Source organism: Paenibacillus sp. FSL K6-1330, assembly GCF_037976825.1.
GTDB lineage: Bacteria > Bacillota > Bacilli > Paenibacillales > Paenibacillaceae > Paenibacillus_AQ.
Window position 1 is genome coordinate 3,626,361 of sequence record NZ_CP150269.1, and the last position, 18,167, is coordinate 3,644,527.

Here is an 18,167-nt window from a genome sequence, read left to right on the forward strand (position 1 = left end):
TTTAATATGCTGGGCAGCATCGTATTAGCCGGTGTTTTATCGTTTGGGTTAAGCCCTGGTTATGAACAAGGTATAAAAAAACTTTCGGATTCCTATGATCAGCAAGCCATATTTGAATCCGGCGGTGAGCTTGTAGAGGAAGCTTTAAGGGCCTGTGAGAAACATTTCGGTACAGCCCTCTTCTTACCACCTCAATTGCCGTCCGTAGCTTTCACGCATCAGTATGGCCGCTGTTATGACATGGAAGGCGGATTGGACGAGCATTTGGAGGTTCACTATCAGAACCGATATAAACCTGAACATGACTACAAGATCGAGTTATATCCGCTGGAGAATAAACAGCAGCTGAAGCATCTATCATTTCAAGAATCGGAGCTGGCAGATCATACGACTGCAAAGTTTTACAAGGGACCGATCAATACGCTTCAACTGTTAGTATTCGAAAAGGGGAACTGGCAATACCTTTTAACTGCTGCAAATCGCGCTTCGTCGAAAATCAGTCAGCAGGAATTGACAGAAATTGCAGAGTCCCTGACCCAAGCCATGAACAGTAAGGACCCTGTTTACGCTATGTGGGGAACGCTCGCCGTGACGGAAACGAAGCGTAAATACAATATGGATGTCGTCGACTACCTCTATATGGGAAAAACTACGATATCCAATGAGATGGCGGAGGAGAAATTTAAGCTATGGCTTAAGAAAGGCGCTCGTGAATTCGGCGTATACGTAACCGTTGCGTTTCACCCGACAACCCATCAGTTCATATCGATTCGATACGAGGAATTCTAGCTGGTTAGCAGGCACAAACACGATTTTCAGAAAGAGATTCACGTTTGCTGTTTTTGAAAGTGGTGTTTTCCTGCTGTTCAGACGCTTATATATGGTGTACCATATTTGGTGAAACTTGCCTCCGTGATTTCTACATTTTGCGCCAGTAATAGTGATTTAGGAGTGATTCGCTTTGTCGTTTATAGTACTTAAGCTCCTATTTGTTCCCTTGATATCGGTTTTTATCATGGTGTCGTCGGTTTATCTTGGATATCAAACGTCAATCCCTTGGATGCTGCTCACGGCATCGTTACTGTATGCATCCGTCATTTTGGATCGAAAGTTCGAATGGCTTCGCATTCTTCAATTTCTCTTTCTCGGGGCGTTTCATTATGTTAGCCAATTGAATTGGTGTATCTTGCTGTATTACATACTTATCATCAATCTCATTCATAAAAAGGAGCGTTTCATAGAAACGATGCCGCTGTGCCTCCTTATGGTACTTCAATATTCTATTATTCGTCTGACTTACGTGCCTTTTACAAAGTACAATATTCTGGTTTCGGTGTTTGATTGCTTAGCATCCTTTGTCGTCGTGATTTCCTTTCATTTTGTTAACTTTCTCGAATCGGAAAAGAAGAAATTATATAAGCAAAACGATTACCTGACCTATCATGATCCCTTGACGGGACTTCTGAATTATGATGGATATTTGCATAAAGTTCAGCATCTCATTGAGGTGAATAAGCCCTTTCAGTTGGTGTTACTGGACATCAACAACTTCAAATCGTTAAATGCCAAGGACATCTCCACAGCCAATGAGATTCTAATCAGTTTCTCACGGGCAGTGCGCAAACTGTTCCGAAACGATATGCTGGCAGCCTCCCGATATGCGGGAGACCGCTTTGCCATACTGCTGCCCGAGCATGTCAACATCGACAGCAGCATGTTCAAATTTGAAAATATCGGCGTACAGGTGACCTATAGCATCACTTGTTACCCGCATGAAGCCTTAACTTATCAAGAGATGATCAGCACGGCAGAAGACAGGATATTTCAAATGCGGCGTAATTCCTGGATGAGAAGCCAGGAGGAGATGATCCGGACGGAAAAGATGAAGATGGTGGGGGAGTTGGCAGCCGGGATGGCCCATGAGATTCGAAATCCCCTTACCTCCATTAAAGGGTTTATTCAACTCTCCAAAAATCAAAGTTATAACATTCAGCCCTGGTATGAAGTCATAATGGGGGAGATTACGCGGGTAGGGGAGCTGACGGCAGAATTTCTACACTTCTCAAAACCCCATGCCAGCAATATGAGGGTAGAATCCCTTATGGACTGTATGACACGAGTCTATTCGTTGTGTGAATCCGAAGCCGCTTCACATGGACATTTATTTATGCTGGATGTAAGCGATGAACCGATCCAGATCGTCATGGATCGTGATAAGATCATCCAGGTGCTGATTAACCTGATCCGTAATTCCTTTCAAGCGATGGAGCACACCGGCTCCGTCAGAATCTCGCTCAGAGCGGAAGAACGAATGGCTGTCGTGGAAATTCAGGACACCGGAAAAGGCATTGCCGATGAAAATCTGGCCAAGATATTTGACCCGTTTTATACAACCAAAGAAGAAGGAACCGGCCTTGGGCTGTCGTTGTGTCAAAAAATTGTGGAGGACCATGGGGGCAGAATAACGGTGCACAGTGAGCTAGGGATTGGCACGACGTTTACCCTGCGGATTCCACTCGCTTAGAAAAAATGGATGGCAATCTACCGAAATATATCCTATGATAGGATAGCTATTTAGCAATCCAAGATGGTTTGCTAAAATTTTATTACTCATGCATCAATGTGTTGCAGGAAAGGAAGTAACAGATCGTATGTCGATGTCCACAAATGAAGCCGGTTCAGCCATGGTTCTAACTCGCAGGAAGAGGCTTCAGTTTGCCTTGATTCTCGGATCTCTTTCGGCTTTCGGGCCACTTTCCGTTGATATGTATTTACCTGCACTGCCGAAGCTCTCCGAAAGTTTGGGATCTCCAGCATCGTTGGCCCAATTAAGCCTGACGGCATTTTTACTTGGTCTTGCTCTGGGACAGCTTGTAGCAGGCCCGCTCAGCGATATCCGGGGGAGAAAAGCACCACTTATTATATCCTTGATTATTTATTCGATTACCTCCTTGCTGTGCGCGTTTGCTCCAACGATATGGGTTCTGGTTGCGCTTCGATTCGTGCAGGGAGCAAGCGGAGCAGCCGGTATCGTCATATCCAGGGCTGTCGTCCGGGATTTATACACCGGTTCGGAGCTGACCAAATTTTTTACGTTGCTGATGCTGATTAATGGATTGGCACCTATTATCGCTCCTGTATTCGGGGCGTTTATCCTTAATTTCGTCTCTTGGCGCGGAGTTTTTGTCGTCCTGTTCCTAATTGGATTGCTGATGCTGCTCGCTGTATGGTTTGGTCTTCCGGAAACGCTCACTCGGGAGAAAAGGGCAAGCGGAGGGATTAAACAAACATTCCGTACCTTCGGCACGCTGGTGCGGGACCGCGTATTTGTCGGCTATGCGCTTTCTCAAGCGTTCGTATCCGCCGCGATGTTTGCGTATATCTCGGGGTCACCTTTCGTGCTGCAGGATATCTTTGGCGTATCCCCTCAAATGTACAGTCTGTTCTTTGCCGTTAATGGGGTTGGCATTGTCCTGTTCTCTCAAATTACGGGCAGATTGGCCTCCCGCACAGGGGAAACCAAATTGTTGACAACGGGTCTTGTCATTGCGGCCTTTGGCGGCACTTCGCTGTTCGCGATCACATGGCTTGGTGGCGGATTGCTGCTGATTGCACCGATGCTGTTCCTGATTGTTTCTGCCGTCGGCATGGTCAGTGCAACGACTACGTCACTGGCGATGCAGAAGCAAGCAGCCCACACTTCAGGCAGTGCGTCCGCACTTCTTGGATTACTGCCATTGTTATTAGGTGCAGCCGCAAGTCCACTTGTAGGCCTGGGAGACGGAACTACTGCTGTCCCAATGGGAACGGTCATCGGGATTGCAGAATTGCTGGCCGTAAGCTCGTTTTTGTTCCTTGTTATGCCCTTTAGTCATAGGAAAGAGACGCCAGTGTCCTTGTAAAATAAGTCATAACATACAAAAGAAACCCACACTTCATGGTGAGGGTTTCTTTTGTTTATAAAACAATCTGAATGAATTACCTGCAATGCAATCATAATACCAGAGAGTAAACGAAACCGGACATATCACGTAAACGCCAATAGAGAAAAACACAACGATAAAGCAGGTGAACCAGCTTGAGATGGATGTCAGCCCTTGGTCTATTGTTTATGCTCCTGCAAGGGGATGAACCGGATAACAGCGATTTAATGATAACGCAAGAAGGCAAAGTCATGGCAAGCGTGAGCCGAAGTGACCATGCGCTTGATGTTTTCCCATTGCTGGATATGGATAAATACAATCAATGGGTAGATGCGCTTGATCGGAAAACCTATATGGAAGCCCGGAACGCCCGGATTGGCAGCAATGGTCAAATCATTCCCGGGCAGAATGGTCATAGACTGGATCGACGCAAACTGCTGGAGCAATATTATTCCTATTGGTACGGCACTGGGGGTGCTACCGTCGAAGCCCCGAGGTATCCGATTTATCCGAAGGTGGATACGGAGCTTTTGGCCTCCCTTCGGGTGAAGCCGATAGGTTACTATGTCACCTATTTTAATTCCAACAACAAAAATCGTTCCCATAATATCGCGTTAGCCGCTCAGGCGATTGACAGTGCAGTCGTGTTTCCCGGAGAAACCTTCTCTTTTAATCAGGTGGTTGGCATTAGAACGGTGGACAGAGGGTACAAACGTGCTGGCGTTATTGTCAGAGGCGAATTATCGGAGGGGGTGGGGGGAGGGATCTGTCAGGTCTCTTCCACACTGTATAATGCTATTGACCGTGCAGGCTTGCAGATTGTAAAGCGATACTCTCACAGCCGGAACGTACCTTATGTGCTGCCGGGGCGCGATGCTACGGTGAGCTGGGGAGGACCTGATTTTGTTTTTCAGAACGCCTATAATCAGCCCATCCTCATCCGCGCATTCGGTAATGGGGGGAGAATGACCGTTGCCATCTACTCTTCTGAACTCATTGAATATAAGCCGCGTAATGTACCGAGCATATCCAACGTGCTGCCGCAGGAGACGAGTGACACCAATCATAATCCGGTTAACGGTGATTAATCCAAGGTTTGGAGCATGGATGCAGCAGGTCGCGGGCGTACTGACTTATACCATTGCATACACAGCCAATACACTAGAAAGAGATCAATCGCGTCGCCGCCGTAATACATCAGCATTCCGCCCAGCTCGGCCTGTTCCGAAGAGGCGCCGTCTGGCGGATAGGCATATATGTATTTGGAGAGTATCCCATGCCCGGCCATGGCGATCATCAGGATGATCGCACGAGTCTGAAAGCTGAGACGATGCGGAGCCACATCCACATAGAGCAAAGAAACCGTAAATAAATACCCCGCTGCAAAAACATGGAAATGCACGACGATATACAGCAAAAGGCTATGGTGCATGGCCATGAATAAGCCGGTTGTGTACAAAACCCATAGTCCACCGATATTCAGCAAGGTCGCTGCTGCCGGATGAGCAACGATTTGGGCCGGTTTGCTCTTCAGCAAACGAGTGATCCGTCTGGCAAGAGGAACTGGAGTCGACCTGAGGAGCAGCGTCATCGGTGCGGAGAATGCAATCAACAGCGGCCCCAGCATTCCGAGCAGCAGATGTCCAAGCATATGGATCATAAAGTTCGTAGTGGAGAGTCGCGCTAGCGGACCAATCAGCGACAAACCAATGCAAAGCATTCCCACAACCCAACAAACATAACGATGGAGCGGCCAATTTCGGTAGTTTCGATTGGAGATCGCAGCAGCAACCATATATAGAAGAATGAGAAGCGCAAAGATTAAGCCACCCATGATCCATTCCCATGAGGTCCACGAAGCAGGGCCTCCAGACATTCCAGCCCCATGAACAAGCGTATGGTTACTCATCATGAGGTCAGGCCTCCCTGGATAGAGTTCGGTTTTGAGTTCGCACGATGAGAATTATACCAACTAGGATCATGCCCACAGCAATCAGGTTCCAGACCCAATCGTAGGGACGGATATCTACGTTATAACGAATCTGATGCAGCCGCATCCATTTATGCTGAATAATACCATCATACAGCTGGAAGGCGCCGCCTCCAAGCAGGATACCTCCAATCCACCGTTTCAACCAGAACGCATGCCGGCGGTGCAGATCGGCAAGCATGAACGAAGAGCCGATGGTCGCGAACCAGCTGAACGCGTGAAACAGTCCATCGGAGACAAGTCCAATATCGCTTGTAGACTTATCGTAGAAATGATGCCAGTGCAGCAATTGGTGGAACACAGCCTCATCGATAAAACCGACCAGACCTAATCCGAATAAAATTCCTGACCATACATTACGCGCGGAGTATCTTATGCGCTGAGATTGATTTTCTTTGGTTTTAGCAGACTTCATTCGGCTCAGCTTCTTTCATTTAATGAAAACTTTGAGGTGTTTCGTTCTAAAAGGGTTCTACTAATTAATTTTACCCATTTTTGCCATATCAATAACCCCTAGTCATGGAGCTTGGACTAGGGATCGATTTATTCCTTATTTAAGATTTAGGATCCGCTATCGTAGGATTTGACTTAACGAAACCGTTGGTTTACTGGATGTCCATGAAATGCTTTATAAGCTTTGGTGGGGTCATCGCGGTTTGAAGGAAGGCGTTCTCATCGATGAGTGCAAACCGATCCATATCGATTCGTTCATATATAGGAGGCAAATGCTCTTCAATTAGATTCGCCATACGTGCCACAAATTCGGAAGAGTTCTTGATGCCTTTAAAAACATCCAATATCCCCTCAGGCACAGCTTCAATGAATAAGATGGTGGCACGACCTGTATCGGTAATAGCGGGAATCTCGAACATTTCACCGCTCCCAGGAAGAACTGTAATGGAAATACCTTCAGGCTCCACGGGCTGTACTCCGGTAAAATAACCAACGATGCATTTTCTCTGAGGAGCTTGGTAGGGAGTGAGTCCCGTTTCTACAGGAAAGGGTGCCAGCGGCCCGGTCTTTCCCGTTGTGTCGATGATGAGATTGCCGGCATATGAACTAAGGGATTCATGTTAATATAATGAAGTTTAGTTTACATAATAATTAATATGTAACCAATAAGACTGCAACATAGTCAAAAGGCGAATCCTGTTAGGGATTCGCCTTTTTCATGGAAGAAGTCATTCATGTTGTTGCACATTAGGCATGAAGTGAAATCGGAATTTCCTTTACACCGCGGACAATCATACCCGGTCTCCATTCAAGCTCATCGATGTCCCGTTGCAGCTCAAAGTTGGGGTAGCGGTGGAGCAGCGTGTTGATTGCGATTTCACCCTCCAGTCTGGCAAGGGGAGCTCCCAGGCAGAGATGAATCCCTTTGCCAAAGGCTAAATGCTGGCTCTTCTCCCGGGTAATATCAAAGATATCCGGGTCCTCAAATTGTGAGGCATCGCGATTAGCGGAGTTCAAAGCGATGACAACCAAGTCGCCTTTCTTCATATGAACACCATGAAAATCCATATCCTCCGCCGCGAAGCGGGAGGTGCTGAATTCAACGGGACCGTTGTAGCGAAGCATTTCCTCAATCGCACCATGAATGAGTTCGGGTTGTTCCTGCAGAAGCTTGCGTTGTTCGGGATGCTCCAATAAGGCAAGCACACCATTACCGATCAGGTTTACCGTCGTTTCATGACCGGCTATGATCATCAGGGTGACGACGCCATATAACTCCTGTTCGGATAAGCGATCACCCTGATTCTCGGCAATGACAAGCTGACTGATCATATCATCGCCCGGCTGTTCGCGAACCTTGGCAAACCAATCCTTCAAATAAGCGATAAATTCATTCATATGCTGGACGACTTGCTCGTTCATTTCCTGGTTGGAAGCGCCGATGATGGAGTTGGACCATATCCGAAACTTGTCTTGGTCCTCCGTAGGCACGCCAAGGATTTCACTTATCACGATAATAGGAAGTTTGAACGCATATTCATCAATGAGATCTATGGTTTCTTTGGAGGAGACAGCATCCAGCAGGTTGTCCGCGATCTCTTGAATATGGTCCCGCATATCCGCAATTCGCTGCGGAGTAAAGCCCTTTTGGACTAATCCGCGAAGCCGTTTGTGATCCGGCGGATCGGAGAACAGCATATTAGTGCTGAACACGCTAGTCTGTTCCTGCCCCATTGCTTTAGCGACGTCTTTACTAAATCGGACATCCTTGAGCGCTTCAACAGCTTCCTCGTAATTGCTGATCAGCCAGCCGAAACGTCCATCGGGAAATTGCAGATTCAGTATGGGATCGCTTTGCCTCAATTTCTCGTATACAGGATAAGGGTTATGGGTAAATTCCTTCGTAAACAATGCATTTTTCAGAGATTCGTTCGCATTTGTCATATAGGGTCTCCTCTCGAAAATGATAGTTTCCTATCCAGTATAAGGGAAGGAGAAGGAGATAACCAATTTACGGATGAAATGCCGACAGTCTCCAAATGATTGTTTTTATCAAACTTGTGATGGGAATGGTGTTCAAGATTGACTCTAAAAAGTGCCTTTTGGTCTACTGACTATACGTCGTTTTCTTTGTTATATTGGATCATATCTGAAGGGATGAAAGGGGGATTAAAGCGGTGAAATCCGTTTCCGGGGAGAAAGCAGCGCTGCTGGTTCGATTTTTTATACCGTATGCTGTCATTTTGGTGGGCTCCCTATTGGTTGGATGGTTTGCTTATGGGAAGACTGCAGGTCTTATCGAAAGCGAGACGGTAAGAAGCACCTCCGCCGCTCTGCAGCAAATCCAGGAAGCGCTGGATCAGAGATTCGCTGAAATCGAGAACATGGCACGACAGATGTCGAGCGAATCGAAGGTGCTGTCTTTTCAATTTGAGAAAGAACCGTTTGTCGGAACAGGTCCTTACCGTCTATGGGATTTGGAAAAGAGTTTGTTTAATTACAAATTGTTCAATCATTTCATATTGGATTATTACATTGCTTACAGGAACAGCAACATGATCGTTTCACCTCGTAAGGTGTATACGGCGGACCAGTATTATCGTTTGCAGCTGCGCTATGACGACCAGTCATTAAGCGAGTGGAAGCAAGCTCTGTTTGGGCAGTATCATTATAAAACGTATGCCCCGGGCCGTTCGGTCGTGTATGAAGGCAAACCTTACTCGGTTGTCAGCTATATGCAATCCTTCGGGAATAAAATGAGCAGCGGGGTTGTTACTGTACTGATTAACAACATGCAGATTCAGGACATGCTTCGCAAAGTCGATCCGGAACAAGAGGGTTTTGCCTACATAGCGGATCAGAACGGCAACTTGATCAGTTCCATAGGTTTGAAAGAACCGGATATTGTGAAAGCGCTTCCCAAACGAGGGGGCTACTCCCATATCCAATTGGGCGGACAGGAAATGCTGGTGACGCAATCCACGTCCAAATACAATGGCTGGAGCTATGTATCCGCTCAACCGAAATCCGTGGTGCTGCAAAAGGTGAATTATATTAAACAGCTGACATTGACGATCTTTATTACAGCTCTTCTGCTGGGGTTTGGGATCGCCGGTTATTTTGCATATCGAAGCAGCAGACCATTCCTTAAGATCCTCCAGCTTCTGCCGTCATCCTCACGGGATGCAAAACATGTGGTTTCTCGTAACGCGGTTGATTATATCGGACATTCCGTGTCCGAGCTGATTGAAAGTCATGATACGCTAAAGGAACGGTTGGAAGAGCAGATTCCGATGCTGCGAAATGTCGTGGTTGACAGGCTTCTGAAGGGTAGCTTCACGTCGATGCAGGAGATAGAGGCTGCCATGGAACACGCACAAGTCCAGCTTCGGGGATCTCACCATGCGGTTGCGCTTCTTCATATTCGGGGATATCAGGAGCCGTTTATGGAAGAGATGCTGATGGAGCTCGATATTGTAAAAATCAACCTCCGCGACCGGCTTCAAGCATTATGCGGGGAGGAGGTGCTGCTGCATGATTTTGGTGAAAACCAATTGGTCCTGATCCTGTCGGGAACGGCAGTAGATAATGCGGATTTTATGACACAGATGCGAGCGAATATACGGGTAATTTACGAGCAATTGAGCGGAATCTCAGATACAGGCCTGTATATGGCTGTAGGCGAGTGCCAGTCCAGCATTGCTGAGTTATACCGTTCCTACGGGGAGGCCAGGTTTGTGCTTCATCATGCAGGATGGAGCGAGAAGGCTCCTATCTTATATCATGCTGAGATGGAAACGCCGGCCTTCTCCTATTATTACCCGGCCGATGAAGAGATGAGGTTGATCCAGCTTGTAAAGGCAGGCAATGTGGATGAGACGCAGCAGTTGCTGCTGCAGATCAAGGAGAAGAACAGGTCGGAGCGGCAATTGCCGATGGCCGTGGAGAAGCTCCTTGCCCAGGAACTTAGCGGTACCTTAATGAAATGCTGCGAACCCACAGGGAAAGATGGAAGCGGCAGAACGGAGGAAATGGAAGCCGTCATCCGAGCATTAAATCCGGTTCTGCCCCCAGCCGAAGCCATGAACATACTCTATGCTGCTTTTATTCGGCTCTGTCGGAAAAACGAGGAGAGGAAGAAGAGCCATAATGACCATTTAACGAGCCGACTGCTTACCTATATCGAGAGGCACTATGGGGAAAGTGATTTGAGTTTAACCGCGCTCGCCCGGGAAACACGCACCTCTGAGGCTTATGTATCTTACTTCTTTAAGGAGCAAACAGGCTTGAATTTCTCGGACTATCTGGAGCAACTCCGAATGGATGAGGCGAAGCGGGAATTGGCGTCAAGCGACAGGCCGGTAAGTGACATTGCTGCTTCTGTTGGCTATCTCTCACTCAACACCTTCAGCCGTGCGTTTAAACGGGTAAACGGCATTAGCGCGACCGAGTATAGACGTCTTCAACGCGCAGAAGAACATGCTTAATCTAAAGAAATGCACAGTGCATGATTGATGAATAACAGCCCATTCTAAAATTCTGAATAATCGACCGGGAACATGAAGATTTACGCTGATCCACGCAGCTGTATATACTCCAATCACGGACCGCACCCGGGACGAATCCATTGAAGATTGGAGTGGTAGCCGCTGAGTGGCTGGAAGAGCATCATCCGTAGCTGGCAGTTGTATGCGCTTTTTTTTCTTCCGCTGCTGTACATCATTATTTTCAAGTATGTGCCGATGTACGGCGCGCAAATTGCGTTTAAAGAGTTCAACGTCACGAAGGGGATCAACGGAAGTCCATGGGTAGGATTTACCCAGTTCGAACGCTTCTTTGAATCGCATGAATTCTGGCGATTGCTGAAGAATACGTTCTCCATCAGCTTGTACACACTGATAGCCAGTTTCCCGTTTCCCATTATGCTTGCGCTTGGACTGAATTATGTAAGGAACCGGCGCTTCAAGAACACCGTCCAAATGGTTACATACGCGCCTTATTTCATCTCTCTGGTCGTGCTGGTGGGCTTGATGCTGCAGTTTATGGATCCAAGAACGGGACTCATCAATACGATGCTCGGCTGGATCGGCCTGGGTCCGTTTCATTTCATGGCGGAGGCCTCCTGGTTTCAGTCGATTTATGTATGGTCCCATATTTGGCAGAATGTCGGGTTTTCCTGCATCATTTTTTTGGCAACGCTTTCAGGGATTGATCCGGCTCTCCATGAAGCAGCCGTCATGGATGGAGCCACGAAGATGCAGCGGATGCGCCACATTGATCTCCCGGGCATCATGCCCATCGCCATGATTTTACTCATTCTGAATACGGGGCAAATGCTCGAGACCGGCTTCGAAAAAATTCTGTTAATGCAGAATGCACTGAATTTGCGTTCATCCGAAGTCATTGACACGTACGTGTACAAGGTGGGATTGGTATCCCAAGCAATGAATTTTTCATATGCCACGGCGATTGGGTTGTTTAAAGCGATCATCGGTTTCGTGCTGCTGTTGATCGTGAATCAAACGGCCAAAAAGCTGAAGCAGGAGAGTCTATGGTAAGGAAGGGGGGACTTGTATGCAATCACCTGCCATGAAGGAATCCGGCTCGGATCGCGTTTTTACGGTGGTCAACTACGCGATGTTATCCGTTTTCCTAATCATTGTGTTGTATCCGCTGATATATGTAGTCAGCGCCTCATTCAGTTCCAGCAGCGCGGTCTTGTCGGGAAAGGTATGGCTGTGGCCCGTCGAACCGACCCTCGAAGGCTACCGTGCGGTATTCAAAAATACGATGGTTGCCAAAGGCTTTATGAACACGCTGTTCTATACGCTGGCAGGCACGATGATCAATCTCATTCTGTCCGTCATGGCAGCATACCCGTTGTCACGCAAAGATTTTCGGGGTAGAAACATGTTCATGCTGCTGTTCGTGTTCACGATGCTGTTTAATGGAGGGTTGATCCCGACCTACCTGCTGGTGAAGGATCTCGGCATGATTGACACGATATGGTCGATGCTGATTCCGGGGGCGCTGTCGGTGTGGAATGTCATCATCATGCGCACGTATTTCCAGACGACCATCCCGCAGGAACTGCTGGAGGCTTCACAGCTGGACGGCTGTACGGATTTTCGCTTCCTGTGGCGCATCGTGCTGCCTCTTTCGGGTCCGATCTTGGCTGTCATTGCCTTGTTCTATGCCGTTGGACACTGGAATCAATATTTCAACGCGATGATTTATTTGAAGAGCGCGGATTTGTACCCGCTCCAGCTCGTGCTTCGCGATATTCTGGTGCAGAACGAGGTGAATATCGAAATGCTCGGCGATGCCAAAACCGCTGCGGCCCGGCAAGGGCTGCGGGAGCTGCTGAAATATTCGCTGATCGTGGTGACCTCGGTACCGCTGTTGATCGTATATCCGTTTTTGCAGAAATTTTTTGTCAAAGGGGTCATGATCGGATCATTAAAGGGATAAAACATCCATATTTCAGGAGGGCGGGACGTTATGAGAAAAAGAACACGGGTGATCATGGGGGCATTCACCGCATTCAGTATCCTTCTTGCAGGTTGTACGGGTTCACAGAGCCCGAAGGGCTCGGATGAGACGCCAAATGCGGGTACCGAGCCAATCGCCTTATCCGCACCGGGGACCTATCCGCTGGTTCAAGAGAAAACCACGTTAAAGGTGATGGTGCGGGGAAATCCGCTGGTCGAGAATTTCGAAACGAATGAATTCACCAAATGGTATGAAGAAAAAACGAATGTGCACATCGAGTGGGAGGTCGTTCCGGAGCAGAGCATGCAGGAGAAGCTGAATCTCGTTCTTGCCAGCGAGGATTATCCCGACGTCATTATGGGTTTAAATATTTCGCCGGCGCAGCAGATGATATACGGCTCGCAAGGCGCCTTTCTTCCGTTGAATGATTTGATTGAGAAGCAGGGGCCGAATACGAAGAAAATATTCCAGAATAACCCGGAGATCCAATCCACAATAACGGCGCTGGACGGCAATATTTATGCGCTTCCGGAAGTGAATGAATGCTACCACTGTTCCATGAGCCAGAAAATGTGGATATACGAGCCTTGGCTGAAGAAACTCAATTTGGAGATGCCGGAAACCACGGATGAGTTGTACGAGGTGCTGAAAGCTTTTAAAGAACAAGACCCGAACGGGAATGGCGTCCAGGATGAAATTCCGTTGTCGATTTCACCGAAATCCTGGAGCTCTTCCATTGATGCGTTCCTGTTGAACTCCTTCATCTATAATCCGGTTTACGGCTCAAGTTACAAGCATATATTCATAAAAGACGATAAGCTTGACGTCGCCTTCAACAAACCGGAGTGGAGGGAAGGCTTGCGGTACATGAATAAGCTGTACGCTGAGGGGCTGCTCGCTCCGGAGTCATTCACGCAGGATGACAATCAGCTGATCCAGATCGGCGAGAACCCCGATAACGTACTTCTTGGCGCTTCAACCGGCGGGCACCAGGGTATATTTACCCAACTCCTCGGCGAAAGCGGAAGATGGTTGGAATATAAGACGGTACCGCCGCTCAAAGGACCGAACGGAGTTCGCTATGCTGCTCTGGATTCCACCGGATTGAATCCGGGTGCCTTTGTCATCACGAAGAAGGCCAAGCATCCTGAGCTTGCCCTGCGATGGGCGGATGGGCTGTACGAACGGGAGCATACGCTGCGAAGCGTGTATGGTCGCCCGGACGAGGAATGGCGGGAAGCAAAGGACGGAGAGATCGGCATCAACGGAGAGCCCGCGGTCTGGTCAGAGCTGAAGTCTTACGGCACGGTACAGAATATAGCCTGGATTCAAACCGGTCCGAGTCTGCGGACGAATGATTTCCGCCTGAGCGCCGTTGCCAAAGGAGACGACGATCTAGAAGTCATTCTGTACAATGAAACGAAAAATAAATACGAACCTTACAAACCTACGGATGTCAGCACCGTGCCGCCGTTATTTCTAACGAACGAGCAGGCGTCCGAGGTAGCGGATCTGTCCAAGACGATCAATGATTATGTTGACGAAATGATGGCCCGCTTCGTGATCGGCGATGCCGATCTGGATAAGGACTGGGATGGTTACGTTAAGCAATTGGAAGCAATGAACGTAGCGCGCTATCTGGAAATTTATCAGGAAGCGTATGATGGAAGAAGCAAATAAAGGAGGGATTGCAGGATGAGAGTTGGCGTAAGCACCTACAGTTTGCTGCCCGCTATCCGTGCAGGAGAGATGACGGTGCTGGATGTGGTGGATTGGATCGCGGAGAACGGCGGTCAGCACATGGAGATCGTGCCCTACGGATTTACGCTGGAGGACAATCCCGGGCTTGCCGATGCGGTGCGTGAGCGGGCGGCGAAAGTCGGCATCGCGTTATCCAACTATTCGATGCCCGCTAATTTTGTCCAGGAGAGCCGGGACGCCTTCGATGTCGAGGTTGAGCGGATCAAGCGCCATGTGGATACGGTGAATCGGTTAGGAATGAAGCATATGCGTCATGACGTGACGGCGTTCACGCTGCCGCCGGAGAAGATGGGCATTGATTATGTGGAAACCCATCTGGATATGATTGTGGAAGGATGTCGGCTCATAGCAGATTACGCAGACTTTTATGGTATTACGACAACAATCGAGAACCATGGCGTGAGCGTACAGGCGAGCGATCGTGTACAGCGTGTGCTTCAGGCGGTCGACCGCCTGAACTTCAAGACGACGCTGGATATCGGGAACTTCCTATGCGTTGACGAGCAGCCGCTTGTTGGTGTGAAACGAAATTTACCGTTTGCCTCGCTCATCCATGTGAAAGACTTCTATTATCGTCCGTTTGATCAGGACCCGGGTGGGGGGAAATGGTTCAGAACATCACACGGCAATTACCTTCGAGGCTCGATCTTCGGCCAGGGTGATATCGATGTTCGCCGGATTCTGCGTCTCATTAAGACTGAAGGTTATGACGGAGATATTACGCTGGAATTTGAGGGCATGGAGGAGTGCCGGGAAGGAACCCGGCTGGGTCTGGACAATCTGAAGCGGTTATGGGATGAAGCATAGGTGGTTGCGTTACGGAAATTATATGCTCATAGCGAAATATACATGGAATAACAGAACAGCCTGAAAGTCGCGCTTAGCGCGACTTTTTTATTTTATGAGACCTTGAGTTAGAGGCGTTTATTTCATCATATGAACTAATGACTTGGCACTTGGATATAGATTGGTTGTTTTTCTCATTGCATCAGATTGGCAATGATTTTACATTCGGTTCGAATTCATATAAGATATAACGTGGATATTGTTTATCTGCTTTAGTCGTGAATGGATAGATGCGTATGTAGTTTAGATAACGAACGAACTGATATTTTCGTGAATTGAGGTGCTGTTAGATGCATATGAAAACCGGCGTGGAACAGTCGGTGTATGCCCTGGTTCTATTGAATATGCTGCCGGACAAGGCGGTACTGCCCGGGGAAGCGATTAGCCAGCAGTTGGGTACATCGGCAACCTATTTTCAGAAACTGTTGAGGAAGCTGGTAACAGCAGACATCATCACATCAGTACCCGGTATCAAGGGCGGTTTTAGATTAAAAAAGAAACCGGAGGATATCCGTGTATACGACGTATACCTCGCGGTGGAAGGACAGCAGTCCCTCTATTCATGCAACGGAATTCTGGTAGACATGCTGGATTTGGAAAAAGAAGAGAGCTGCTGTCTGTTATCCGATTTAATGGCGGAAGCGGAATCTTCCTGGAAGGCTGTATTAAAGCGGGAGACCATTGCTTCGCTGTCAGTGGAGATGTGCGGTGAACGCTTTAAGGATAAGGTTGCGGCTTTAGAGGAATGGATCAACAACAAAATGGTCATCTAACCGAGGAAGGGATGAAATTTCATGAGACTAAGCGTATTGGATCAGGCACCCGTAACAAGCGGCAACACAGCGGAAGGCGCCTTGAAAAAAGCGGAAGAACTGGCTATTCTGGCAGATGAATTGGGATACAGCCGAATGTGGATGGCCGAGCATCATGGGGGAAATACGTTTGCCAGCTCCGCACCCGAAGTGACGGCAGCCCGGCTTGCGGCAAAAACCGATCGGATTCGCATCGGTACCGGCGGCGTCATGATGATGCATTATTCTCCCCTAAAACTCGCGGAAGTGTTTAAGACGTTAAGCGCTTTTACTCCGGGCAGGATTGATTTCGGTGTAGGACGAGCGCCAGGCGGTGATACAAGTGCGATGTACGCTTTGTCTGAAGGGCGGCAGCTGATGCTTCATAACATGTATGATAAGCTGGCCGTAACCATGCAGCTCCTTCGTGATGAGGTTCCGGAAGATGAGCTGTATGCTAAAAACGCCGCTGCTCCAACCGAAGTTGCCCTGCCGGAAGTGTGGCTGCTCGGTTCCAGCGGCAACAGTGCCTTAAAAGCGGCTCAGATGGGGGTCGGGTACTCCTTCGCGCAATTCTTTAACGGAGCGATGAGCAACGAGATATTAGATCATTACCGCGATAACTACCAACCATCCATATTCATGGAAAAGCCTGAGATTAACGTATCCTATATGGTGACAACGGCCGAAACGAAGGAAGAAGCCGAGTATGAAGCGCTGCCGCAGGATATTTTCCGATTGATGATGAGCAAGGGCCGGATTACGCAGGTGCTGACGCCCGAAGAAGCTCAGAATGTGTCCTTAACGGAAATCGACCGGATGGCTATTCAGGAAGGCCGCAAGATTCATCTTGTGGGAGCGGTAAAGGATATCGCGGCACGCTTACAGGAAGAGCAAGCGCACTACGGATTCCAGGAAGCGATGATATGCAGCATTCCGCATTCGCAGGAAAAGCGGCTGGAGGTTTATCGCCTGCTTGCACGCGAGCTGCTTTAATTCAATAAAGGGGAAGGGATAGACAAATGCCTATCCCTTTTTATAAAGGTGAAATTATCTTCATCCCTTACGAGAGCGAATCTGTTAGAATAGTAAGAAATTAGCTATTGCCATCGTTCGTAGCAGTTAGGAGATCTTATGCCGTTTACATTCGCTCATCCCGTCATCACGATGCCTTGGTGGAAGAAGAAATCGCTGCCGGTGTCAGCCCTCATTATTGGCTGCATGGCACCGGATTTTGAATATTTCATCCGATTTCGAGCTGCTGGCTTATGGAGCCACGAGGGTCCTGGAATCTTGCTGTTCAATCTTCCCATGATCTTGTTCCTGTATGTTATATTCGAGGCAGTGATAAGATCCGTTCTATTCGCATATTTGCCTTCCGGGTTCCCCTACCGCTGGAATCGGGAAGGGAAGCTGCCGGCCTCTCTTAAGGGTTGGCTTACCGTACTTCTCGTCGGATTGGTAGGTGTTGGCACACATCTGCTATGGGATCAGTTTACGCACAAGGGCGCCTGGATCGTCAATCAGATTCCCTTCCTCACCCAATTGATACATATCGGCCCCGTACAAATTCCGGTGTATAAATTATGTCAGCATGCAGTAGTCTGTTTGGGTTGATCCTGATCTTATGCTGGATTCATCGCCACTTGTTTGTAGCATCAACGCAAAGAGATCATTCGTATCCGGTTCTACCTTTTTGGTGTGTATTTGTGGTGATCTATATTCTGGTTATGCTCATGGCCATGATGACGGTTGTTGATGGTGAAGGGATGACGTTTGTATTACAGCTTGTCGTTCCGGCAATCAGCAGCTTCCTAATCGCACTGCTTATAACGTGTCTTGCATTTTATAGCGCTGCAAGGCGTAAATTGCAAATCTAGTAAATAAAATTAGATCAACAGGAGGATGGTT

General features: G+C 48.1%; 15 protein-coding genes and 1 pseudogene. 12 read left to right on the forward strand and 4 right to left on the reverse strand.

Features of this window, described 5'->3' with window-relative positions; genetic code table 11:
- The first annotated feature begins 6 nt into the window (after window positions 1–6).
- From NYE54_RS16430 to NYE54_RS16445, 4 genes are all read left to right on the forward strand, one after another.
- Window positions 7–789 carry a DUF3889 domain-containing protein gene (locus NYE54_RS16430; protein ID WP_339273256.1) on the forward strand — a complete coding sequence of 261 codons (783 nt, stop codon included), beginning with the start codon at window positions 7–9 and terminating at the stop codon, window positions 787–789.
- Window positions 790–961: 172 nt separating this feature from the next.
- Window positions 962–2,524 (forward strand): ATP-binding protein, encoded by a 1,563-nt coding sequence (locus tag NYE54_RS16435; RefSeq protein WP_339273257.1) that lies wholly within the window; start codon window positions 962–964, stop codon window positions 2,522–2,524.
- A 127-nt stretch (window positions 2,525–2,651) separates the two neighbouring features.
- Window positions 2,652–3,902, forward strand: a complete 1,251-nt coding sequence (locus tag NYE54_RS16440) for a multidrug effflux MFS transporter (RefSeq protein WP_339273259.1) — start codon at window positions 2,652–2,654, stop codon at window positions 3,900–3,902.
- A gap of 185 nt (window positions 3,903–4,087) precedes the next feature.
- Window positions 4,088–5,011 carry a VanW family protein gene (locus NYE54_RS16445; protein ID WP_339273515.1) on the forward strand — a complete coding sequence of 308 codons (924 nt, stop codon included), beginning with the start codon at window positions 4,088–4,090 and terminating at the stop codon, window positions 5,009–5,011.
- On the opposite strand, the gene NYE54_RS16450 is transcribed toward NYE54_RS16445, so the two are convergent.
- The 4 genes from NYE54_RS16450 to NYE54_RS16465 form a co-directional block, all read right to left on the reverse strand.
- Window positions 5,008–5,799: a cytochrome c oxidase assembly protein gene (locus NYE54_RS16450; RefSeq protein WP_339273517.1), complete on the reverse strand. Its 792-nt coding sequence runs from the start codon at window positions 5,797–5,799 to the stop codon at window positions 5,008–5,010. The two genes, NYE54_RS16445 and NYE54_RS16450, sit on opposite strands and share 4 nt — an antisense overlap.
- A gap of 40 nt (window positions 5,800–5,839) precedes the next feature.
- Window positions 5,840–6,328 (reverse strand): DUF2243 domain-containing protein, encoded by a 489-nt coding sequence (locus tag NYE54_RS16455; RefSeq protein WP_339273260.1) that lies wholly within the window; start codon window positions 6,326–6,328, stop codon window positions 5,840–5,842.
- Window positions 6,329–6,518: 190 nt separating this feature from the next.
- The gene (locus NYE54_RS16460) at window positions 6,519–6,953 is read right to left on the reverse strand and encodes a styrene monooxygenase/indole monooxygenase family protein (protein WP_339273519.1); all 435 of its coding nucleotides are present in this window, start codon (window positions 6,951–6,953) and stop codon (window positions 6,519–6,521) included.
- 160 nt (window positions 6,954–7,113) lie between these two features.
- On the reverse strand, window positions 7,114–8,310 hold the full coding sequence (locus NYE54_RS16465; protein ID WP_339273262.1) for a cytochrome P450: 1,197 nt from the start codon (window positions 8,308–8,310) through the stop codon (window positions 7,114–7,116).
- A gap of 233 nt (window positions 8,311–8,543) precedes the next feature.
- Here NYE54_RS16465 and NYE54_RS16470 point away from each other — a divergent pair, with 233 nt between their 5' ends.
- The 8 genes and pseudogenes from NYE54_RS16470 to NYE54_RS16505 all read left to right on the forward strand — a co-directional run bounded on the left by NYE54_RS16470 (window position 8,544) and on the right by NYE54_RS16505 (window position 18,136).
- The gene (locus tag NYE54_RS16470) at window positions 8,544–10,853 is read left to right on the forward strand and encodes a helix-turn-helix domain-containing protein (RefSeq protein ID WP_339273264.1); all 2,310 of its coding nucleotides are present in this window, start codon (window positions 8,544–8,546) and stop codon (window positions 10,851–10,853) included.
- Window positions 10,854–11,051: 198 nt separating this feature from the next.
- Window positions 11,052–11,924 (forward strand): ABC transporter permease subunit, encoded by an 873-nt coding sequence (locus tag NYE54_RS16475; RefSeq protein WP_339273265.1) that lies wholly within the window; start codon window positions 11,052–11,054, stop codon window positions 11,922–11,924.
- A 16-nt stretch (window positions 11,925–11,940) separates the two neighbouring features.
- On the forward strand, window positions 11,941–12,837 hold the full coding sequence (locus NYE54_RS16480; protein ID WP_076323443.1) for a carbohydrate ABC transporter permease: 897 nt from the start codon (window positions 11,941–11,943) through the stop codon (window positions 12,835–12,837).
- A 30-nt stretch (window positions 12,838–12,867) separates the two neighbouring features.
- Window positions 12,868–14,538, forward strand: coding sequence for an ABC transporter substrate-binding protein (locus NYE54_RS16485; RefSeq protein WP_339273266.1), 1,671 nt, complete (start codon window positions 12,868–12,870; stop codon window positions 14,536–14,538).
- A gap of 15 nt (window positions 14,539–14,553) precedes the next feature.
- Window positions 14,554–15,426 (forward strand): sugar phosphate isomerase/epimerase family protein, encoded by an 873-nt coding sequence (locus NYE54_RS16490; RefSeq protein WP_339273268.1) that lies wholly within the window; start codon window positions 14,554–14,556, stop codon window positions 15,424–15,426.
- A gap of 329 nt (window positions 15,427–15,755) precedes the next feature.
- Entirely contained in the window at window positions 15,756–16,238 is a 483-nt protein-coding gene (locus NYE54_RS16495) for an Rrf2 family transcriptional regulator (RefSeq protein WP_339273269.1), read from the forward strand.
- 21 nt (window positions 16,239–16,259) lie between these two features.
- Complete coding sequence (locus tag NYE54_RS16500; protein WP_076323447.1) at window positions 16,260–17,252, forward strand: LLM class flavin-dependent oxidoreductase; 993 nt, start codon at window positions 16,260–16,262, stop codon at window positions 17,250–17,252.
- A gap of 171 nt (window positions 17,253–17,423) precedes the next feature.
- Window positions 17,424–18,136 (forward strand): annotated as a pseudogene (locus NYE54_RS16505) (DUF4184 family protein).
- The last annotated feature ends 31 nt before the right edge of the window (window positions 18,137–18,167 follow it).